Genomic DNA, 19,422 nt, shown 5'->3' with positions numbered 1-19,422 from the left:
CAAGGCGCATGCCAGAGGCTTCCCATCGGCGCCGGGATCCCGCGGCACGCGCTCCATGGCCGTGCGCACCGTGCCGGGGCGCGGGACCGCGCGGGTGCCGCCCGCGGGTGCGTCCCGCCCCGTCGCGGTGCGGGCGCCGGGGGCGCCGCCCGCGGGAACCCGGCGGGCGCGGGGGCGCCCCTCGCCCTACACTTCGGGTCCATCATGTCAGCAGCCTCCGACCCCAGCGTCCAGGCGGTGGACGCGGCCATCACCTCGCGTCGCTCGATCCGCCGCTTCCTGCCGCGCCCCGTGCCGCGCGACGTCCTCGAACAGATCCTGCGCGTGGCCGCGCGAGCCCCTTCGGGCACCAACACCCAGCCCTGGCAGGTGCACGTGCTCAGCGGCGAGGCGCTGCAGCGCATGAGCCGGCGCATCGTCCAGGCCTACGACGACCCGGCGCAGGCGGCTGCCCACACCGAGGAGTACGCCTACTACCCGCGCCAGTGGCAAAGCCCTTACCTGGAGCGCAGGCGCAAGGTGGGCTGGGACCTGTACGGACTGCTGGGCATCGCCAAGACCGACAAGGCGGGCATGCATGCGCAGCACCGGCGCAATTTCCTGTTTTTCGACGCCCCGGTGGGCCTGCTGTTCAGCATCGACCGCGTGATGGAGCAGGGCAGCTGGCTGGACTACGGCATGTTCCTGCAGAACATCATGGTCGCCGCGCGCGCTCGCGGGCTGGACACCTGCCCGCAGGCGGCCTTCACGCAGTTCCACCGCATCATCGAGGAGGAACTGGGCCTGCGGCCCACGCAGCAGGTGGTGTGCGGCATGTCGCTGGGCTGGGCCGACCCCGAGGCGGTGGAGAACACCCTGCATACGCAGCGTGCCGACGTGGCCGAGTTCACCACCTTCGTCGACCGATGATCATCGATTCGCTGCTCGACACGGATCTGTACAAATTCACCATGATGCAGGTGGTCCTGCATCACTTTCCGGCCGCCGAGGTCGAGTACCGCTTTCGTTGCCGCACGCCGGGCGTCGAGCTGGCGCCGTTGCTGCCGCGCATCGACGCCGAGCTCGACGCGCTGTGCAGCCTGCGCTTCACGCCGCAGGAGCTGGATTACCTGCGGGGCCTGCGGTTCATCAAGAGCGACTTCATCGACTTCCTGGAACTGTTCCGGCTCAACCGCTCGCGCATCCACGCGCGCCCGGCGGACGACCCGCAGGCCCGCGCGCGCGGCGAGATCGACATCACCATCCGCGGCCCCTGGCTGCACACCATCCTGTTCGAGGTGCCGGTGCTGGCCATCGTCGGCGAGGTGTGGGCCACCCACGTGCACGCGCACGCCGACCAGCGCGCGGCGATGAGCCGCCTGGACGGCAAGATCGCGCAATTGCGCCAGCCCGGCCTGGAGGGCTGCCGCATCGCCGACTACGGCACGCGGCGGCGCTACTCGGGGGACTGGCAGCGCCGCGTGCTGGAGCGCTTGCGCCACGGCCTGGGCGAGCAGCTGGCGGGCACCAGCAACGTGGCGCTGGCGCGCGAGATGGACCTGGTGCCGCTGGGCACCATGGCCCACGAGTACCTGCAGGCCTGCCAGGCGCTGGGCCCGCGCCTGCGCGACACCCAGGTGTTCGGCTTCGAGACCTGGGCGCGCGAGTACCGCGGGGACCTGGGGATCGCGCTGGCCGACGTGTACGGCCTGCAGGCCTTCCTGCGGGATTTCGACCTGTATTTCTGCAAGCTGTTCGACGGCGCGCGCCACGACTCCGGCGACCCCTTCGCGTGGACCGAGCAGATGATCGCGCATTACAGCCGCCACCGCGTCGACCCGCGCGGCAAGACCCTGGTGTACAGCGACTCCCTGACCACCGACAAGGTGGAGGCCCTGTACCGGCGATTCCACGAACGCGTGGGCCTGGCCTTCGGCATCGGCACCCACCTGATGCACGACGTCGGCCACGCGGCGCCGCAGATGGTGATCAAGATGGTGCGCTGCAACGGCCAGCCGGTGGCCAAGATCACCGACGACCCGGGCAAGAACATGTGCGACGACCCGGCCTACCTCGCCTACCTGCGCGAGGTGTTCCAGATTTCCGCTCCGACTCCCTGACCATGACCCACGATCCGAGCCGACGCCCCCGCGTGCTGGTGGCGCGCAAGCTGTTCGACGACGTGCTGCAACCGCTGCGCGAGGCCTGCGAGCTGCAGTACAACGAGAGCGACGACAGCGCCACGCCGCAGCAGCTGCGCGCCTGGCTGCGCGACAAGCAGGGCGCGCTGATCACCGGCAGCGAGCGCATCGACGGCGCGCTGCTCGACGCCTGCCCGGAGCTGCGCGTGGTGGCCACCATGACGGTGGGCTACGACCATGTCGACGTGCCGGCCTGCGCCGCGCGTGGCGTGGTGGTCACCCACGCCCCCGACGTGCTGGACGAGACCACCGCCGACTTCGGCATGGCCCTGCTGCTGGGCGCCGTGCGCCAGATCGGCGCCGCCGAGCGCTACCTGCGCGAGGGGTTGTGGAAGCGCTGGAGCGCCGAGCTGTTCGCCGGCGCCGACCTGCACGGCAGCACGCTGGGCATCGTGGGCATGGGGCGCATCGGGCGCGCGGTGGCGCGCCGCGCGGCGCTGGGCTTAGGCGTGCGCATCCTGTACCACAACCGGCGCCGGCTCGACCCCGCGCTGGAGCGCGAGAGCGGCGCCGAATACCGCGGCCTGGACGAGTTGCTGCGCCAGAGCGACCACGTGCTGCTGGCGCTGCCCTACAGCGCCGAGGCGCGGCACCTGATCGGCGCGGCCGAACTCGCGCACATGCGCCCCGGCTCCACGCTGGTGAACATCGGCCGCGGCGGCCTGGTGGACGAGCCGGCGCTGGCCGCGGCGCTGCACTCCGGGCACCTGGGCGCCGCCGGACTGGACGTGTTCGAGGGCGAGCCCACGCCCAACCCGGTGCTGCTGGATGCGCCGCGCCTGCTGATCACCCCGCACATCGCCAGCGCCTCGCTGCCCACACGGCGGGCCATGGTGCGCCTGGCGGTGGACAACCTGCTGGCGGTGCTGGGCGGCGGCGCCGCGCTGACCCCCGTGCCCGCGCCGGGAGCATGACGTTGAGCCTGGAAACCCTGGCCCTGTGGCTGGTGGTGCTGCTGCTGGCGGTGCTGGTGGCCGGCGGGGCCGTGCTGCTCGCTCGCCTGCGCCGCCTGGCCGAGGCGCAGCGCGGGCAGGACGACACCCTGGGGCCGGCGCTGGAGCGCCTGGAGCGCGAATTGCGCGCCGCCGTGCAGGGCAGCGGCCAGAGCCTGCGCAGCGAGCAGGCCGACCAGTTCGCCCGTTTCCAGCAGACCCTGCTGACCCAGCAGGCCGAGGCGGCGCGCACCGGCAACGACCAGCTCGGCGCCGTGGTGCAGCAGTTGCACAGCCTGCAGAAGGGAGTCGCCGACACCCTGGTGCAGCAGGTGGCCGCGTTGAACCAGGGCAACACCCAGGCCCTGCAGAGCCTGCAGCAGCAGCTGGGCGAGCGTTTCGAGGCGCTGCGCGCGAGCTCCGAGCAGCGCCAGGGCGAGTTGCGCGCCACGGTGGAGCAGCGCCTGCGCGAGCTGCAGGGCGACAACGAGAAAAAGCTCGAGCAGATGCGCCAGACCGTGGACGAGAAGCTGCACGCCACGCTGGAGCAGCGCCTGGGCGAGAGCTTCCGGCAGGTGGCCGAGCGCCTGGAGCAGGTGCACAGCGGCCTGGGCGAGATGCGCAAGCTGGCGCAAGGCGTGGGCGACCTGCAGCGCGTGTTCTCCAACGTGAAGTCTCGCGGCATGTTCGGCGAGATCCAGCTGGCCGGGCTGATCGACCAGGTGTTCACCCCCGAGCAGTACGGCGTGAACGTGGAGACCGTGCCGGGCAGCGGCGCGCGCGTGGAATACGCCATCCGCCTGCCCGGCGACGGCGAGGGCCCGCTGTGGCTGCCCATCGACGCCAAGTTCCCGCGCGAGGACTACGAACGCCTGCTCGAAGCCCAGGAAAGCGCCGACAAGGCGGCGGCCGAGGCGGCCGCCAAGGCGCTGGAGCTGCGCCTGCGCGAGGAGGCGAAGACCATCCGCGCCAAGTACGTGGCGGCGCCCTACACGACGGACTTCGCGATCCTGTTCCTGCCCACCGAGGGCCTGTACGCCGAGGCCCTGCGCCGCCCCGGCCTGGTGGAAGTGCTGCAGCGCGAGCAGCGCGTGATGCTGGCCGGGCCGACCACGCTGCTGGCCTTGCTGAACAGCCTGCAGATGGGTTTCCGCACCCTGGCGTTGCAGCAGCGCTCCACCGAGGTGTGGAAGGTGCTGGGGGCGGTGAAGACCGAATTCGGCAAGTTCGGCGACGTGCTGGCCAAGGTGCGCAAGAAGCTGGACGAGGCCGGCAGCACCCTGGGCGCCGCCGAGACCCGCACCCGGGTCATGGGCCGCCAGCTCAAGGCGGTGGAGGCGCTGCCCGTGGAGCAGGCGCAGACCGTGCTTGGTTTGCCCCCGGTCAACCCCGAGGACGGGGAAGCCGAGCTATAAAAGGGGGCATGGGAGCCCGTCCCGGGCTACCCAGGGAATCGCCATTCCCGCAACGCAGGAGCCCCCATGCAGGCACAAGACATCAGCCTCGACGTTCTGGCGGAGAAATACGCCAAGGACGGCGAGCGCAACGCCGAGGATATCCAGCAGCGCGTCGCGCGCGCACTGGCCGCGTTGGAGCCCGACCCCGCCGCCGCGCAGGCGCGTTTCCTCGACGCCATGCAACGCGGCTTCATTCCCGCCGGGCGCATCATGTCGGCCGCCGGCAGCGGCATCCAGGCCACGCTGATCAATTGTTTCGTGCAGCCGGTGGGCGATTCGGTATCCGAGGACAGCGAGGGCAAGCCCGGCATCTACCGCGCGCTCGCCGAGGCCGCCGAGACCATGCGCCGCGGCGGGGGCGTGGGCTACGACTTCAGCCGCATCCGCCCGGCCGGCGCGCTGGTGGGCGCCACCCAGAGCCGCGCCAGCGGCCCGCTGTCCTTCATGCGCGTGTTCGACGCCTCCTGCCAGACGGTGGAGTCGGCCGGCGCGCGCCGCGGTGCGCAGATGGGCGTGCTGCGCATCGACCACCCCGACATCGAGGCCTTCATCCACGCCAAGGACGGCGGCGCCTTCCGCAACTTCAACCTCTCGGTCGGCGTGGGCGACGCTTTCATGCAGGCCGTGCGCGACGACGCCGAGGTGGAACTGGTGCACCGCGCGCGCCCCGGCGACGAGCAGATCGCCCGCGGCGCCCGCCGGCGCGACGACGGCCTGTGGGTCTACCGCACGGTGCGCGCGCGCGCGCTGTGGGAACAGATCATGCAGTGCACCTACGACCACGCCGAGCCCGGCATCCTGTTCCTGGACGCCGCCAACCGCGACAACAACCTGCATTACTGCGAGACCTTCGAGGCCACCAACCCCTGCGCCGAGGAATTCCTGCCCGACTACGGCTGCTGCTGCCTGGGCTCGCTGGACCTGACCCGTTTCGTCGTCGACCCCTTCGAGCCCGGCGCGCGCTTCGACATGGCCGGCATGCGCGAGGTGGCGCGCACCGCCGTGCGCATGCTCGACAACGTGCTCGACATCACCTTCTGGCCGCTGCCCCAGCAGGCCGCCGAGGCGCGCGACAAGCGCCGCGTGGGCCTGGGTTTCCTGGGCCTGGGCGACGCCTGCATCGAACTCGGCCTGCGCTACGACAGCGCGCAGGCCCGCGCCTTCGCCGCCGAGATGGCGCGCAACCTGCGCGACGCCGCCTACGAGGCCTCGGTGGATCTCGCGCGGGAAAAGGGTGCCTTTCCCAGGTTCGACGCCGACGCCTACCTGGCCGGCGGCTTCGCCAGCCGCCTGCCGCAGGAACTGCGCGAACGCATCCGCGCCCACGGCCTGCGCAATTCCCACCTGCTGGCGGTGGCGCCCACCGGCACCATCAGCCTGGCCTTCGCCGACAACGCCAGCAACGGCATCGAGCCCGCCTTCTCCTGGGTGTACACGCGCAAGAAGCGCATGCCCGACGACAGCACCCGCGAATACGAGGTGGCCGACCACGCCTGGCGCCTGTGGCGCCAGCGCGGCGGCGACACGAACAAGCTGCCGCCGGCCTTCGTCACCGCGCTGGACATGCCGGCGCACGAGCACATGCAGATGCTGTCCGCCGTGCAGCCCTTCGTCGACACCGGCATCTCCAAGACCGTCAACGTCGCCGAGGACTACCCCTTCGAGGATTTCCAGGACCTGTACCTGGAGGCCTGGAAGGCCGGGCTGAAGGGCCTGGCCACCTACCGTCCCAACACGGTGCTGGGCGCCGTGCTGCAGGCGGCGCCGGCCGCCGCGCCGGCCCCCGAGGCCCCCGTGCTGCCCGACGTCGACCCGCTGACCCGGCGCATCGAGGGCCGCCCCGGCGGCGACCTGCAGGCGCTGACCAGCAAGGTCAGCTACATGACGGCCGAGGGCGGCAAGACGGTGTACCTGTCGATCTCCTTCGCCGAGGTCGAGGGCCTGCTCGACGGCCGGCCCATCCGCATCGAGCGCCCGATCGAGTTCTTCATGCCCGCCGGCCAGCGCGACGAGGGGCAGCAGTGGATCGCCTCCAACATGCGCCTGCTCTCGCTGGTGGCGCGCTCGGGCGGCTCCGTCGCCAAATCCCTGCTCAACATGCGCGAGGTGGTGTGGGACAAGGGCCCGGTGCGCTGCGGCGAGGTCGTCAAGTCCGACGGCAGCCGCGCGCCGCGCTTCCATCAGTCCGAGGTGGCCGCCATCGCCTTCGCGCTGCAGGAAATGCTCAAGCGCCGAGGCTTCCTGCGCGAGGACGGGCGCGAGCAGCCGCTGCAGCAGCTTGCGCAGCGCCAGTCGCAGCCCCAGGCGCTGCACATCGACCTGGACAAGGCCGAGGCCCTGCCGCAACTGCTCTCGGGCGGACGCGTCTGTCCCGAATGCGGCGGCCCCTACCTGCGCAAGGTGGACGGCTGCGAGCGCTGCGACAACTGCGGGTACATCGGGAGTTGCGGGTAGACCGCACGGCTGGCGGCAGCCGCTACCGATCCCGGGGGGCCGGCGGCCGGTCGCCGTCCACGTCCAGCTCATCGAACGGGCCGTCGCAGGCAGTGGATGTCCAGCGCGTCCATCTGGCGCCACGGCATGTTGCGCAAACTCGCGGGCAGCCTGGCTCCCGGCGGATAGATCCGCGCATGGGACAGGGCCGGCTCGGTCTTGGGGTCGGGCTTGGACTCCTGATCGGGCTTGGGGCCGGGCGCGGAAGCCCAGGTGTCGTTGCGGGACTCGCCGCGCTCGGAGCGCGCAAAGCCGACGTCCGAGGCCTGCGCGCAGGCCGCGCCGTCCCGGACGCGGGCCTCGGCCAGCGGGCCGCCCCAGGTTTTCTTGACCCCGACGGTTTGGGTCATGGTGTCTGCAGGCCTATGTACTACCCCTGGGCGGCCCCATGGAAGTGGCCGTACAGGGCCGTGACGATGGCCGGGAGCGCCTCGGCGATGCTCTCGTGCTGCTGGTCGGTCAGCTGCATGCGCTCCAGTTCCTCGGCGCCTTCGACCGTGCCGTAGAGGAAGATCGGGCTCAGCAGGTCCTTGAGTTCATCGCTGAGCTGCTCGAACAGGCCGCTGCGCAATTGCAGGCCCTGGATGAATCCGCCGCACCAGTCGTCAATGACCGAAACCTCTTCGGCTTCGTCACCGTCGTCGCCTGCCTCTTCGTCCTCCGGCACCAGGGCTTGCGCGTAGACCACCGGCTGGTAGTCCTCGGGATGCCTGGCCAGGGTCTGCGCGGTGTCGCGCCAGTGTTGCGCGATCAATGCCACCAGTTCGCCGGCTTCGGCTTCACTGCGGAAGCCGAGTTCCTGGCCGGGTTCATCCTGGCCCAGCATCATGGGCAGCAGCTCGCCGAGCTCGGGACCGTCGGGGCCCGCCAGCACGGCCGCGATGAAGCCGTCGAGGGTCGAGATGTCCATGGCGTTGTCGGGCGAGGCCTCGCTCATGAGGAGCTCGGCGAGGCGGTCGAGGTCAGCGGATGGGTGGGGATCGATCATGGCGCGGCACCTGGGCGGATGGCAAGGGCCCCATTGTCCTCCCTCGCCGTGGCCGCTTCCAGCATGCTGCTGGCGTCGCTGCCGCTGCTGGACCGCCTGCTGGCGGAGAAGGTCGCGGCGGTGCGGGAGCAGCGCATGGGCGAAATGGTCGACTTCATGGCCGCGCGCCTGCTGGCGCCCACCGAGGTCGACTGGACCATGGCCCAGCGCCTCGCCGAGCGGCATGCCCGCATTCTCAACGAGTTCGGCTACTACACCGCCGAAGAGCTGGCCGACGCCAAGGGATCGAAGGCGAGCAACCGTGCGGCGATGGCCGACAACTGGCGCAAGCGCGCACAGGTGTTCGCCGTGCCTCACCCGGACAAGGCTGCCCGCGAGCGCGACGTCTACCCCGCTTTCCAGTTCGAGGAGGCCAGGCCGATCCGCGCCGTGCAGCTTGAGCTGCCGCGCGCCGGCGCCTCCACTCGACCCCCTGATCGAGCGCTGGCCCGCCGGCCGGGAACCTGCGCCAGCACAACGCGCGATTCGCCGTGGGCGCCTCATGTGGCATGGAACTTGTATGACGTCGGGGCCCCGATCCCGCGCTTCGCGCACGTCGACTTCCCCGCCGCGTTCCCTCCATGGACTTGCCCGACATCCGCAAGCCTTCCCGCGCGACCCGCGCCGCCTCGGAGCGCCGCGCGCTGGGCGCGTACGCGGCGGCCGTCGCGGCCCTGCACCTGCTCGGCTGGGGCCTGTGCCTGGCCCAGGCCGGGGCGCATCCGGCGCTGACGGGCCTGGGGGTGTCGGCCTACCTGTTCGGGCTGCGCCATGCCTTCGATGCCGATCACATCGCCGCGGTGGACGACACCGTGCGACTGCTGGTGCAAAAAGGACGCCCCGCGCTGGGGGCCGGATTCTTCTTCTCCCTCGGCCATTCCTCGGTGGTGTTCGCGCTGGCCCTGCTCGCGGCCTTCGCGGCGACCCTGGTCAGGCGCCACCTGCCCGGCCTGGAAAACCTGGGCGGGCTGATCGGAGCCGTGGTGTCGGGGGTGTTCCTGTGGATCGTTGGGCTGCTCAACCTGGGGGTGTTGCTGGACCTGCTGCGGCTGTGGCGCCTGCACGGGGCCGGTCCCGAGCGGGGCCAGGCCCACGCCCATGCCCACGGGCACGCCCACGCGCATCTGGAGTCCGTGCTGGCGGGCCGGGGCCTGCTCAACCGCTGCTTCGGCGGGCGCCTGAGCCGCATGGTCGAGCACAGCTGGCAGCTCTACCCCATCGGCCTGCTGTTCGGCCTGGGCTTCGACACCGCCTCGGAAATCGCGCTGCTGGCCTTGACGGCAGGCGCGGCGGCCGGCAGCTCGCCCCTGGCCGGGGTGCTGGCGCTGCCGGTGCTGTTCACCGCCGGCATGTCCCTGGCGGATACCGCCGACGGGGTCATGATGAGCCGCGCCTATCGCTGGGCGCTGCTCGATCCGGTGCGGCGCCTGGCCTACAACCTGGGCACCACCTCGCTGTCGGTGGCCGTGGCGCTGGGAATCGGCTCGGTCGAGCTGCTGCAGGTGCTGGTCGGCCGGCTGGGGCTGCATGGCGCCGGCGTCGAAGGCCTGTCCGGGCTCGGGATCGACAAGCTCGGCTATGCCATCGTGGGGCTGTTCGCGCTGGCCTGGATCGCCTCGTTGCTGGCGTGGCGCCGCGCCGCGCGCAGGGGCGTGGCCGCGGCGCCGCGCGGGTGAGGGCTCAGGCGGCCGGGGCGGCGGCTGCCGCCGGCCCCCAGTCCTCGACGCGCAGCAGCAGGTCGCACAAGGCCTGCGCGGCGGTGGACAACTGGCGGTCGGTGCGCCGCAGCAGGCCGATGCGCCGCTGCACCTGAGGCGCCACCAGCGGGCGGCAACAGGCGCCCAGCTCGGCCATCTGCTCCATGCAAAAGCCGGGCACGGCGCTGACCCCCAGGCCCTGCGCCACCATGCGCCCCACGGTGGCGAGCTGGTGGCATTCGAAGGCCACGCGCAACTCCTTTTGGTGCGCGGCCAGCACCTGTTCGAGCAGCGCGCGCACCGCGGAGGGGCGTTGCAAGGCGATGAAGCGCTCGCGCAGCAGGCTGTCCCAGCCGATGCGCGCGGCCGAGGCCAGCTCGCTGCCTTGCGGCACGACCGCGACGAAGCGGTCGGTGTGAAAGGCCTGGAACTGCAGGCGCTCGAGCTGCATGGGTTCGAAGGCGATGCCCAGTTCGACCTGCCCGCCGCGCACCATGTCCAGCACCCGTTCGTTGATCACGTCGTGGATGGCCACGTCGATGCGCGGATGGCGCTCGACGAAGCGCGCGAGCGCGCGCGGCAGCAGGTTGCAGGCGAAGGAGGGGATGACCGCGACTTCCACGCGCCCGATGTCCAGCGCGAAGTGGCGCCGCATGCGTTCGCGCGCGTCGTCCCAATCGGCGATCAGGCGCGGCGCCAGGGCCAGCAGCACCTCGCCCTCCGGGGTCAGCTGCACGTTGCGGCTGCTGCGCACGAACAGCGCGCCGCCCAGCGAGGTCTCCAGCGCCTTGATGGCCAGGCTCAGCGCCGGCTGGGACAGGTGCACGCGCTCACAGGCCTGCACGAAGCTCAGGGTCTGCGCGACCGCCAGGAAGGCCCGAAGCTGTTTCAGGGTCACGATCGATTTAGTTTATCAAACGATGGTCGTAAAATTCCAATTTCACAAATCCTTGGCCCTGCGCGACCATAGAGGCTTCCACCCCGGCGCAGCGCCGGGCAACCACCCAGCGGAGATCGGATGAGCGGACTCGACAAACGCGTGCAAAGCTACGCCCAGGCGCTGGACGGCCTGGCCGACGGCATGACCGTGATCGCCGGCGGCTTCGGGCTGTGCGGCATCCCGGAGAACCTGATCGCAGAGATCCATCGCCGCGGCACGCGCGGCCTGACGGTGGTCTCGAACAACTGCGGAGTCGACGGCTTCGGCCTCGGCGTACTGCTCGAGCAGCGCCAGATCCGCAAGGTCATCGCCTCCTACGTGGGCGAGAACGCGCTGTTCGAGAAACAGCTGCTGGCCGGCGAGATCGAGGTCGAGCTGACCCCGCAGGGCACGCTGGCCGAGAAGCTGCGCGCCGGCGGTGCCGGCATCCCGGCCTTCTTCACGGCCACCGGCTACGGCACGCCCGTGGCCGAGGGCAAGGAAGTGCGCCAGTTCGGCGATCGCAACTACATCCTCGAGCCCTCGATCACCGGCGACTTCGCCATCGTCAAGGGCTGGAAGGCGGACCACTTCGGCAACGTGATCTACCGCCACACCGCGCGCAACTTCAACCCGCTGGCGGCCACCGCCGGGCGCATCACCGTGGTCGAGGTGGAGGAGATCGTCGAGCCCGGCGAGCTCGACCCCGCGCAGGTCCACACCCCTGGCATCTACGTGGACCGCGTGATCCAGGGTACTTTCGAGAAGCGCATCGAGCAGCGCACCGTGCGCCGCGCCGCCTGAGGAAACCTCCATGAGCCTGACCCGAGAACAAATGGCCCAGCGCGTCGCGCGCGAACTGCGCGACGGCTACTACGTCAACCTGGGCATCGGCATTCCCACGCTGGTGGCCAATTACGTTCCGCCCGGCATCGACGTGATGCTGCAGTCCGAGAACGGGCTGCTGGGCATGGGGCCCTTTCCGACCGAGGCCGATGTCGACGCCGACATGATCAACGCCGGCAAGCAGACGGTCACCGCGCGCCGCGGCGCCGCCATCTTCGATTCGGCGGATTCCTTCGCGATGATCCGCGGCGGCCACGTGGACCTGACCGTGCTGGGCGCCTTCGAGGTCGACGTCGAGGGCAACATCGCCTCGTGGATGATCCCCGGCAAGCTGGTCAAGGGCATGGGCGGCGCGATGGACCTGGTGGCCGGTGCGGCCAACATCATCGTGGTCATGACCCACGCGTCGAAGAACGGCGAATCCAAGCTGCTGCCGCGCTGCTCGCTGCCGCTGACCGGCGCCGGCTGCATCCGCCGCGTGCTCACCGACCTGGCCTACCTGGAGATCGACAACGGCGCCTTCGTGCTCAAGGAACGCGCACCGGGCGTCCCGGTGGACGAAATCGTCGCCAGGACGGCCGGCCGCCTGATCGTGCCGTCGGAAGTGCCGGAGATGCAGGTCGATCCGGCCTGAGGCCTGCGCCGGGCGGCTCGGGCGAGCCCGGGCCGCCACGGCCGGCGAGGGCCGCGGCGTGCGTCGGGCGGGTCAGCGCCGGCCCGGCTCCGGGACCGGCTCGATGCGCCCGAGCAGGAACACGAAGGCGGCGATGCCGACCAGCAGGATCACCCCGGCCACGACGAAGGCGTTGCCGAAGGAGTTGGTGCTGCCGACGATGATGCCGGTGACGATGGGCGCGGCCGCGCCCATCAGGTTGTTCACGAAGTTCATGATCCCGCCCACGGTGCCGACGCCGCCCTTGGGGGCGATCAGCGAAGGCAGCGACCAGCCCACCGGCGCCGCCGCGGCCAGGCCCCCGAGCGCGATGGAGATCCAGGCGATGGCCCAGCCCGGGCTGGTGGTCTGCGTGGCGCCGAACACCGCCAGGCCCAGCACCATGCCGGCGATGAGCACGCTCTTGCGCACGCGCGATTCGTCGTGCCCGCTGCCCACCAGGCGATCGATCAGCCAGCCGCCCACCAGCAGGTCGGCGCAGGTGGCCACCAGCCAGGGGATGGCGGTGTATTCGGCCGAGCGCAGGATGTCCATGTGCATGGCCTGCACCAGGTAGCTGGGCAGCCAGGTCAGGAACAGGTAGAAGGAATAGCCGTAGGCGGCGAAGCCGATGGTCAGGCCCCAGACCTTGGCGCGGCTCAGCAGGTAGCCGAGCATGTTGAGCGCGCCGGCGGGTGCCGCACCCTCGGAGGCGGCGCCGCCCTCGACGATGTAGCGGCGCTCGGCCGCGCTCAGGCGCGGGTCCGCGCCGGGGTCGCGGTACAGCGCCCAGTAGGCGGCGAAGTAGGCGAAGCTCAGGGCCGCGGTGACTCCGAAGCCCCAGCGCCAGCCGAAGACCACCACCACCCAGGCCACCAGCGGCACGCCGATCACGTTGGAGAACTTGGCCGCGGCGTCGAACAGGGCGGTGGCCAGCGCGCGCTCGCGGCGCGGGAACCAGTAGCCGGTGGCCTTGGCGCAGGCCGGGAAGGCGGGCGCCTCGGCCACGCCCAGCAGCACCCGCGCGGCGAAAATCCCCCCGAAGCCCCCGGCCACGGCGGTGAGCAGCGAGGCCGCGCTCCACAGCAACGCGCCCCAGCGCCCGATGGGCTTGGGCCCCAGGCGGTCCAGCAGCATGCCCGCGGGCACCTGCAGCAGCGAGTAGGACCAGAAGAAGGCGCTGAGGAACAGGCCGACCTCGGCCGGCGACAGGTGGAATTCGGTGCGCAGTTGCGGTGCCGCCACCGACAGGCTGATGCGGTCGAGGTAGTTGATCAGGATGCCGACGCCGAGCAGGGCGCCGATCATCCAGCGCCGCCTGGGCAGAGGACTGTGGGGTGGAGTGCTCATGGGGTGTCTCCTGGGGTGCGGGCCGTGGCGGTGCGTGGCCGTCAGGGCGATTCGGAGGCGATCCAGTCCATCACGGCGCGCGCCTGTTCGGGCGTGCCGAGGATCGCATCCACGGTGAACACGCCGGCTTCGCCCTCGGGCGGCTCCAGCGTGGCGAATTGGCTGGCCACCAGGCTGGGCTGGAAGAAATGCCCGCCCTGGCGCGCGCTGACCCGCTGGTAGGCCAGCTCGGGGTCGATGCGCAGATAGATGAAACGCAGGCCCGGCTCGGCGCGGCGCAAGCGCTCGCGGTAGGCCCGCTTCAGCGCCGAACAGGTGAGCACGGCGCCGCGTTCGTGGCGACGCAGTTCCTCGCCCAGCCGGTCCAGCCAGCTGGCGCGGTCGGCGTCGTCCAGGGGCACGCCGCGGTGCATCTTGTCCTTGTTGACTGCGCCGTGGAAATCGTCGCCCTCGACCAGCGGCAGGCCGAGAGACTGCGCGAGCGCGGCGCCCAGGCTGGATTTGCCGCAGCCGGCAACTCCCATGATGATCAATTTGGCGAGCATGGGTAGCGCTGTCATTTCCGGGTGGAAGGCTTCCCGGGTCGTGAGGCCTTGCAACGAGGGCTCTGCCGCACGAAATGGCGGTGGAACTCGTGGGATAGCGCTATCCTACGTCGCGGGTACCGGATTTGTATTAGGGTTATCGGCATCATGAGTTCATCGCGCTCCTCCCGGGCCAGCGGCCGGGTCACCCTGCAGGATGTCGCCCGCGAGGCCGGCGTCAGCCCCATCACCGCCTCGCGGGCGCTGCGCGGGACCCGCGGCGTGCATGCCGAGCTGGTCGAGCGCAGCCTCGCGGCCGCGCAGCGCCTGGGCTACGTGCCCGATCCGGCGGCGCGCGCGCTGGCCTCCAGCCGCAGCACCCAGGTCGCGGTGCTGGTTCCGCTGCTGTCCAACACCCTGTTCGTCGACGTGCTCGACGCGGTGCAGCGCACGCTGCTGCCGGCCGGTTTCCAGACCCTGATCGGCGTGACCCACTACGACGCGGCCGAGGAGGAACAGCTGCTGCGCAGCTTCCTGCCCCACCGCCCCGCCGGCTTGCTGGTCACCGGCTTCGACCGCACCGAGACGGCCCGTCGCCTGATCCAGGACAGCGGCGTGCCCACGGTGCACCTGATGGAGCTGACCTCCGCGCCGGGCATCCACAGCGTGGGCTTCTCGCAGGCCGCCGCGGGCCGTGCCCTCACCGAGCACCTGCTGCGCAGCGGGCGCCGGCGCATCGCCTACGCCGCGGCGCAGCTCGACCCGCGGGTGCTTCAGCGTGCCGAGGGCTACCGCCAGGCCCTGCGCGCGGCCGGCTTGTACGACCCCGCGCTGGAATGGCTGAGCCCCGCCCCCTCGTCCATCGAGCTCGGCGGCGTGCTGCTGGAGCAGGGGCTGCAGCGGCACCCCGAGGTCGACGCCATCTTTTTCTGCAACGACGACCTCGCACAGGGGGCCCTGCTCAAGGCGCTTCGCCTGGGCGTGGCTGTGCCCTCGCGCCTGGCGGTGGCCGGTTTCAACGACCTGCCCGGCAGCCCGCAGATGCTGCCGGCGCTGACCACCGTGCGCACGCGGCGGCGCGAGATGGGCCTGGCGGCCGCCGACATGATGCTCGCATCGATTCGCGGCGAGCCGGTGGCGCAGCCCAGCGTGGATCTGGGATTCGAGCTGGTCATCCGGGAGAGTGCCTGATGAGCACCCTGCAGCGGCAACTGGCGCGGTACGCGTCCTACCACCGCGATGCGCGCAACGTGGCCACCCACTTCGTGGGCATTCCGCTGATCGTGCTGGCGCTATGCGCCTTGTTGTCGCGCCCCGAATGGGAACTGGGCGGCTTCGGCTTCACGCCGGCGCTGCCGGTGGCGGCGGCGGCCTGCGTGTTCTACCTGCTGCTGGATCTGCGCCTGGGCCTGGCGATGAGCCTGTGCTTCGCACTGGCGCTGCGCGCAGGCGCCTGGGCCGCGGCCCTGCCCACCGCCGGCTGGCTGGCGCTGGGCATCGGCGCCTTCGTGCTCGGCTGGGTGTTCCAGTTCGTCGGCCACGCCTGGGAAGGGCGCAAGCCCGCCTTCGTCGACGATCTGGGGGGCCTGCTGGTCGGGCCCTTGTTCGTGGTGGCCGAGGCGGCCTTCCTGCTCGGGCTGCGCAAGGCGCTGCGCGCCGCGGTGGACGCCGAGGCCGAGCGCCTGCGCGCGGGCTTCAATGCGGGGCTTGCAGCATCCACTCGTGCGCCGGATCGTTGCGGAACACCCACAGGCGGTTCGGGCCGGCCATGACGTTGAGGTAGTACAGCCGGTAGCCGTGCGGCGCCACCACCGGGTGGTAGCCCCGCGGCACCAGCACGACGTCGTGGTTCTCCACGGCGCAGGCTTCGTCGAGGCTGCGGTCGTCGGTGTATACCCGCTGGAAGGCGAAGCCCTGCGGGGGATCCAGGCGGTGGTAGTAGGTCTCCTCCAGCCGGGTCTCCAGCGGCGGACGCTCGTCGTCGTGCTTGTGCGGCGGGTAGCTCGACGAGTGGCCGGCCGGGGTGATCACCTCCACCACCAGCAAGTGCGCGGCGCCCGGGTCGTCGTGGGGCAGGATGTCGCGCACGTGGCGCAGGTTCGTGCCCTGCCCGCGGGTGCCGGCACGCATGCCTTCGGGGTCGATCAGGCGCACCGGGCGCTCGCGTCCGTCGCCCGGGGCGCTGCACAGCGCCAGCTCGGCGTCCCGCAGCGCCTGCACGCGCAGCGTGCGTCCGGGGGGCACGTAGACGGCGGCCGGCGCCACCGGCTCGAACACGCTGTCGCGCCGGCCCAGCCCGGCATGGCGGGTGCCGTCCAGCTCCACGTCGACGCAGCCGGTGAGCACCACCAGGCACAGCTCGCGCTGCCCGGTGGAAAGCTCTTGCGCCTGCCCGGCCGGCAGCCGGATGGCCTGGAAGCCCACGTAGTCCCAGCCGGCGCTCTCGGGCGTCACGGTGACGATCTCGCGCCCTAGCGGCGCGGCCTTGATGAGCAGCGGACTGACCATGTTCAGGCTCCCGCGCCCAGTTCATCGACCAGGGCGCGCAGGGTTTCGAAGCCCTTGCGGGCATAGGGCTCGCTGGGTGCCACGGCCGGGTCCTGCTCGGCCTCCACCACCAGCCAGCCGGTGTAGCCGGCACCCGACAGCGTGCGCAGCACGGCTGCGAAATCGATGGCGCCGTCTCCCGGCACCGTGAACGTGCCCGCCAGCACGCCGCGCAGAAAGCTCCAGGACTCGTTGCGTGCCTTGGCGACGACCTGCGGGCGCACGTCCTTGCAATGCACGTGGGCGACCCGGTGCACGTGGCGCCGCAGCAGTTCCTCCGGCCGCGCCGCTCCGCCGAAATAGGCGTGTCCGGTGTCGAACAGCAGGAACACCTTGCCGGGATCGGTGAGTTCCATCAGCCGGTCCACGTCCTGCGGCGACTCGACGCAGGCGCCCATGTGGTGGTGGTAGGCCAGGCGCAGCCCGTAGGCTTGCAGCAGGTGCTGGCCGAAGGCGTCGAGGCGCCGGGCGTATTCCCGCCAGGCCGGCTCGCCGCGCAGTTGCGGGCGGCGCGACACCGGGGTGTCCATGCGCCCCTGGACGGTGCCGGCGCACTCGCCGTAGACCACGACCTCGCAGCCGTTGTGGCGCAGCTTGCGCATGTGCGCGACGCAGCGCTGCACCTCGCGCTCGACGGCGGCGTCGCCGTCGGGCGCATCCAGCGCCTCGGCCAGGAAGCCCGAATACCAGCCGGACACGCAGGCCAGGCCGAAGCGCCCGAGCCGTTCCTTGAGCTCGGCGGGGTCGGAGGGGAACTTGTTGCCCAGCTCGAAGCCGGCGTAGCCGATGGCCCGTCCCTCGGCCAGCGCGGTGTCCAGCGGCGTGTCGCCGCCCAGCGAGGGCAGGTCGTCGTTCATCCAGCCGATGGGGTTGATGCCGATGCGTACGTTCCAGGTCATGGCGCCGGAGGCTGTGGGAAGGGTGGAGGGAGCCAGGGAGTTCAGGGGCACTGCATCTGGCGCGCCAGTTCGTAGCGCGCATGGGCCTGGCGCACCTCGGCGCAGGAGGAAAGCTCCGGCATCGCCACGTCCCACCAGCAGCCGCCGTCGGCCGTCACCCGCGCATGCGTGGTGTCGATGACGATGACCTGGGTGCGCTCGCGCCCGCGCGCCTCGCGCATCGCGGCGCCGAACTCCTCCAGGTTGCGCACATGCACCGCCTCGGCCCCCAGGCTGCGCGCGTGCAGGGCCAGATCGATGCGCACCGGGCTGCCGCCCTCGGGCACGCAGGCGTCGAGCAGGTTGTTGAAACTGGGGTAGCCGCAACTGGCCTGCAGGCGCTCGATGCAGCCGAAGCCCCGGTTGTCCAGCACCACCACGATCAGCTTGCGCCCGAGCATGACCGAGGTGGCCAGCTCGGAATTGAGCATCAGGTAGGAACCGTCGCCCACCATCACCACCACTTCCTGCTCGGGGCGCGCCAGCTTGACCCCCAGGCCGCCGGCGATCTCGTAGCCCATGCAGGAGTAGCCGTACTCGACGTGGTAGTTGCCGGGACGCGAGGCGCGCCAGAGCTTGTGCAGTTCGGCCGGCAGCGTGCCGGCGGCGCACACCACCACGTCGCCGGCGGGGCTGTCGGGCGCCGAGTCGCGCACCCCGCCGATCACCTCGGCGTCGTAGGGCAGGGTGCCGACCAGGCGCGCCGTGGTCAGCTCGTCGACCCGGCGCACCCAGTCGGCCGACAGGCCGTGGGTGCGGCGCGACCATTCCGGGTCGGCGCGCCAGCCCTGCAGGCCGGGCTCGAGCTGCTCCAGCGCGGTGCGCGCGTCGGCCACCAGGGCGTGGCCGTGCCATTTCGCGGCGTCGAAGGCCTGCACGTTCAGGCCCAGCAGTTCGGCCCCCGGGTACAAGGCGTGCGAGCCGGTGGTGAAGTCCTGCAGGCGCGTGCCGACGGCGAACACCAGGTCGGCCTCCTCGGCCAGCGCGTTGGCCGCGGGCGCGCCGTCCACGCCGATCGCGCCCACGTTGAGCGGATGGTCCCAGGGCAGCGAGCTCTTGCCGCCGTGGGTCTCCGCCACCGGGATGCCGTGGGCCTCGGCGAAAGCGCGCAGGCGCTCGCCCGCGTGGCTGTACAGCACGCCGCCGCCGGCGAGGATCAGCGGGCGTTCGGCGCGGCGCAGCAGGCGCGTGGCGCGCTCGAGCTCGCCGGCATCGGCCGGCGCTCGCCGCAGGCGCAGGGTCGGCGGGTGCAGGAAACGCTCCGGGCAGTCGAAGGCCTGGGTCTGCACGTCCTGGCACAGCGCCAGGCAGGCCGGGCCGCAGTTGGCCGGGTCGGTCATGGCGCCGATGGCCTGGGGCAGCGCGACGAGGATCTGCTCGGGGCGGGTGATGCGGTCGAAGTAGCGCGTGAGCGGACGCAGGCAGTCGTTGACGCTGAGGTCGCCGGCATGGAAGCTTTCCAGCTGCTGCAGCACCGGGTCGGGCCTGCGCGACGCGAAGGTGTCGCCCGGCAGCAGCAGCACCGGCAGGCGGTTCACGTGGGCCAGCGCCGCGGCCGTGGCCAGGTTGGTGGCGCCGGGGCCGATGGAGGTGGTCACCGCCATGATGCGCTGGCGCATGCTGGCCTTGGCGAAGGCGATCGCGGCGTGAGCCATGGACTGCTCGTTGTGCGCGCGCAGCGTGGGCAGCTCGGCGCGTCCTTCCCACAGCGCCTCGCCCAGCCCGCAGACGTTGCCGTGGCCGAAGATGGCGAACACGCCGGCGCAATAGGGCTGCACCCTGCCGTCGGCCGTTTCCACCTTCAGCGCGGCGAGGTGGCGCACCAGCGCCTGCGCCATGGTCATGCGTACGTAGCTCATC

General features: G+C 71.5%; 18 protein-coding genes. 10 read left to right on the top strand and 8 right to left on the bottom strand.

Features of this window, described 5'->3' with window-relative positions; all coding sequences use genetic code 11:
• The first annotated feature begins 204 nt into the window (after positions 1-204).
• The 5 genes from D466_RS0103400 (at position 205) to D466_RS0103380 (ending at position 7,023) form a co-directional block, all read left to right on the top strand.
• Entirely contained in the window at positions 205-909 is a 705-nt protein-coding gene (locus D466_RS0103400; protein WP_018912298.1) for a nitroreductase, read from the top strand.
• Positions 906-2,099 carry a nicotinate phosphoribosyltransferase gene (gene pncB / locus D466_RS0103395; RefSeq protein ID WP_018912297.1) on the top strand — a complete coding sequence of 398 codons (1,194 nt, stop codon included), beginning with the start codon at positions 906-908 and terminating at the stop codon, positions 2,097-2,099. Before D466_RS0103400 ends, pncB begins: the two co-directional genes overlap by 4 nt.
• Before the next feature lie 2 nt (positions 2,100-2,101).
• Positions 2,102-3,094: a D-glycerate dehydrogenase gene (locus tag D466_RS0103390; protein WP_026284839.1), complete on the top strand. Its 993-nt coding sequence runs from the start codon at positions 2,102-2,104 to the stop codon at positions 3,092-3,094.
• A complete protein-coding gene (rmuC, locus tag D466_RS0103385; protein WP_051083659.1) occupies positions 3,091-4,527 on the top strand; it encodes a DNA recombination protein RmuC in 1,437 nt (478 codons plus the stop codon). The genes D466_RS0103390 and rmuC overlap by 4 nt, the downstream gene beginning before the upstream one ends.
• A 66-nt stretch (positions 4,528-4,593) precedes the next feature.
• Positions 4,594-7,023 carry an adenosylcobalamin-dependent ribonucleoside-diphosphate reductase gene (locus D466_RS0103380; RefSeq protein ID WP_018912294.1) on the top strand — a complete coding sequence of 810 codons (2,430 nt, stop codon included), beginning with the start codon at positions 4,594-4,596 and terminating at the stop codon, positions 7,021-7,023.
• 68 nt (positions 7,024-7,091) lie between these two features.
• Here D466_RS0103380 and D466_RS0103375 read toward each other — a convergent pair whose 3' ends face one another.
• Both D466_RS0103375 and D466_RS0103370 read right to left on the bottom strand, forming a co-directional pair.
• Positions 7,092-7,412, bottom strand: a complete 321-nt coding sequence (locus tag D466_RS0103375; protein WP_018912293.1) for a hypothetical protein — start codon at positions 7,410-7,412, stop codon at positions 7,092-7,094.
• A 20-nt stretch (positions 7,413-7,432) separates the two neighbouring features.
• Positions 7,433-8,050 carry a UPF0149 family protein gene (locus D466_RS0103370; RefSeq protein ID WP_081629789.1) on the bottom strand — a complete coding sequence of 206 codons (618 nt, stop codon included), beginning with the start codon at positions 8,048-8,050 and terminating at the stop codon, positions 7,433-7,435.
• A 620-nt stretch (positions 8,051-8,670) separates the two neighbouring features.
• Between D466_RS0103370 and D466_RS0103360 the strand changes: the two genes are divergently transcribed.
• On the top strand, positions 8,671-9,765 hold the full coding sequence (locus tag D466_RS0103360; protein ID WP_018912290.1) for a HoxN/HupN/NixA family nickel/cobalt transporter: 1,095 nt from the start codon (positions 8,671-8,673) through the stop codon (positions 9,763-9,765).
• A 4-nt stretch (positions 9,766-9,769) separates the two neighbouring features.
• On the opposite strand, the gene D466_RS0103355 is transcribed toward D466_RS0103360, so the two are convergent.
• Positions 9,770-10,684, bottom strand: coding sequence for a LysR family transcriptional regulator (locus D466_RS0103355; RefSeq protein ID WP_018912289.1), 915 nt, complete (start codon positions 10,682-10,684; stop codon positions 9,770-9,772).
• Between the two features lie 120 nt (positions 10,685-10,804).
• Here D466_RS0103355 and D466_RS0103350 point away from each other — a divergent pair, with 120 nt between their 5' ends.
• Positions 10,805-11,509 (top strand): CoA transferase subunit A, encoded by a 705-nt coding sequence (locus D466_RS0103350; protein ID WP_018912288.1) that lies wholly within the window; start codon positions 10,805-10,807, stop codon positions 11,507-11,509.
• Positions 11,510-11,519: 10 nt separating this feature from the next.
• Entirely contained in the window at positions 11,520-12,185 is a 666-nt protein-coding gene (locus D466_RS0103345; protein ID WP_026284838.1) for a CoA transferase subunit B, read from the top strand.
• A gap of 72 nt (positions 12,186-12,257) precedes the next feature.
• Here D466_RS0103345 and D466_RS0103340 read toward each other — a convergent pair whose 3' ends face one another.
• Both D466_RS0103340 and D466_RS0103335 read right to left on the bottom strand, forming a co-directional pair.
• Positions 12,258-13,553: an MFS transporter gene (locus D466_RS0103340; protein ID WP_026284837.1), complete on the bottom strand. Its 1,296-nt coding sequence runs from the start codon at positions 13,551-13,553 to the stop codon at positions 12,258-12,260.
• A gap of 41 nt (positions 13,554-13,594) precedes the next feature.
• Positions 13,595-14,098, bottom strand: coding sequence for a gluconokinase (locus tag D466_RS0103335; RefSeq protein WP_018912285.1), 504 nt, complete (start codon positions 14,096-14,098; stop codon positions 13,595-13,597).
• 147 nt (positions 14,099-14,245) lie between these two features.
• Here D466_RS0103335 and D466_RS0103330 point away from each other — a divergent pair, with 147 nt between their 5' ends.
• Together D466_RS0103330 and D466_RS0103325 are read left to right on the top strand one after the other, a co-directional pair.
• Positions 14,246-15,268, top strand: a complete 1,023-nt coding sequence (locus D466_RS0103330) for a LacI family DNA-binding transcriptional regulator (protein WP_018912284.1) — start codon at positions 14,246-14,248, stop codon at positions 15,266-15,268.
• Positions 15,268-15,849, top strand: a complete 582-nt coding sequence (locus tag D466_RS0103325; protein ID WP_018912283.1) for a DUF962 domain-containing protein — start codon at positions 15,268-15,270, stop codon at positions 15,847-15,849. The genes D466_RS0103330 and D466_RS0103325 overlap by 1 nt, the downstream gene beginning before the upstream one ends.
• On the opposite strand, the gene iolB is transcribed toward D466_RS0103325, so the two are convergent.
• The 3 genes from iolB to iolD are packed head-to-tail and all read right to left on the bottom strand — an operon-like array spanning position 15,773 to position 19,421.
• Positions 15,773-16,585, bottom strand: a complete 813-nt coding sequence (iolB, locus tag D466_RS0103320; protein ID WP_018912282.1) for a 5-deoxy-glucuronate isomerase — start codon at positions 16,583-16,585, stop codon at positions 15,773-15,775. The two genes, D466_RS0103325 and iolB, sit on opposite strands and share 77 nt — an antisense overlap.
• A 2-nt stretch (positions 16,586-16,587) precedes the next feature.
• Complete coding sequence (gene iolE / locus D466_RS0103315) at positions 16,588-17,523, bottom strand: myo-inosose-2 dehydratase (RefSeq protein ID WP_026284835.1); 936 nt, start codon at positions 17,521-17,523, stop codon at positions 16,588-16,590.
• 41 nt (positions 17,524-17,564) lie between these two features.
• Positions 17,565-19,421, bottom strand: a complete 1,857-nt coding sequence (iolD, locus tag D466_RS0103310) for a 3D-(3,5/4)-trihydroxycyclohexane-1,2-dione acylhydrolase (decyclizing) (protein ID WP_026284834.1) — start codon at positions 19,419-19,421, stop codon at positions 17,565-17,567.
• Position 19,422: the final 1 nt, after the last annotated feature.

This window comes from Thiomonas sp. FB-6, assembly GCF_000377645.1.
In the GTDB taxonomy this organism is placed as follows: domain Bacteria; phylum Pseudomonadota; class Gammaproteobacteria; order Burkholderiales; family Burkholderiaceae_C; genus Thiomonas_A.
Note: the sequence above shows the minus strand (reverse complement) of the source record. Positions and strands in the feature narration are given on the sequence as shown.

Excerpts from the sequence above, each read along its gene's own strand:
- D466_RS0103400 (WP_018912298.1), top strand. The coding sequence starts at position 205 with ATGTCAGCAGCCTCCGACCCCAGCGTCCAGGCGGTGGACGCGGCCATC.
- pncB (WP_018912297.1), top strand. The coding sequence starts at position 906 with ATGATCATCGATTCGCTGCTCGACACGGATCTGTACAAATTCACCATG.
- D466_RS0103390 (WP_026284839.1), top strand. The coding sequence starts at position 2,102 with ATGACCCACGATCCGAGCCGACGCCCCCGCGTGCTGGTGGCGCGCAAG.
- rmuC (WP_051083659.1), top strand. The coding sequence starts at position 3,091 with ATGACGTTGAGCCTGGAAACCCTGGCCCTGTGGCTGGTGGTGCTGCTG.
- D466_RS0103380 (WP_018912294.1), top strand. The coding sequence starts at position 4,594 with ATGCAGGCACAAGACATCAGCCTCGACGTTCTGGCGGAGAAATACGCC.
- D466_RS0103375 (WP_018912293.1), bottom strand. The coding sequence starts at position 7,412 with ATGACCCAAACCGTCGGGGTCAAGAAAACCTGGGGCGGCCCGCTGGCC.
- D466_RS0103370 (WP_081629789.1), bottom strand. The coding sequence starts at position 8,050 with ATGATCGATCCCCACCCATCCGCTGACCTCGACCGCCTCGCCGAGCTC.
- D466_RS0103360 (WP_018912290.1), top strand. The coding sequence starts at position 8,671 with ATGGACTTGCCCGACATCCGCAAGCCTTCCCGCGCGACCCGCGCCGCC.
- D466_RS0103350 (WP_018912288.1), top strand. The coding sequence starts at position 10,805 with ATGAGCGGACTCGACAAACGCGTGCAAAGCTACGCCCAGGCGCTGGAC.
- D466_RS0103345 (WP_026284838.1), top strand. The coding sequence starts at position 11,520 with ATGAGCCTGACCCGAGAACAAATGGCCCAGCGCGTCGCGCGCGAACTG.
- D466_RS0103340 (WP_026284837.1), bottom strand. The coding sequence starts at position 13,553 with ATGAGCACTCCACCCCACAGTCCTCTGCCCAGGCGGCGCTGGATGATC.
- D466_RS0103335 (WP_018912285.1), bottom strand. The coding sequence starts at position 14,098 with ATGCTCGCCAAATTGATCATCATGGGAGTTGCCGGCTGCGGCAAATCC.
- D466_RS0103330 (WP_018912284.1), top strand. The coding sequence starts at position 14,246 with ATGAGTTCATCGCGCTCCTCCCGGGCCAGCGGCCGGGTCACCCTGCAG.
- D466_RS0103325 (WP_018912283.1), top strand. The coding sequence starts at position 15,268 with ATGAGCACCCTGCAGCGGCAACTGGCGCGGTACGCGTCCTACCACCGC.
- iolB (WP_018912282.1), bottom strand. The coding sequence starts at position 16,585 with ATGGTCAGTCCGCTGCTCATCAAGGCCGCGCCGCTAGGGCGCGAGATC.
- iolE (WP_026284835.1), bottom strand. The coding sequence starts at position 17,523 with ATGACCTGGAACGTACGCATCGGCATCAACCCCATCGGCTGGATGAAC.
- iolD (WP_026284834.1), bottom strand. The coding sequence starts at position 19,421 with ATGAGCTACGTACGCATGACCATGGCGCAGGCGCTGGTGCGCCACCTC.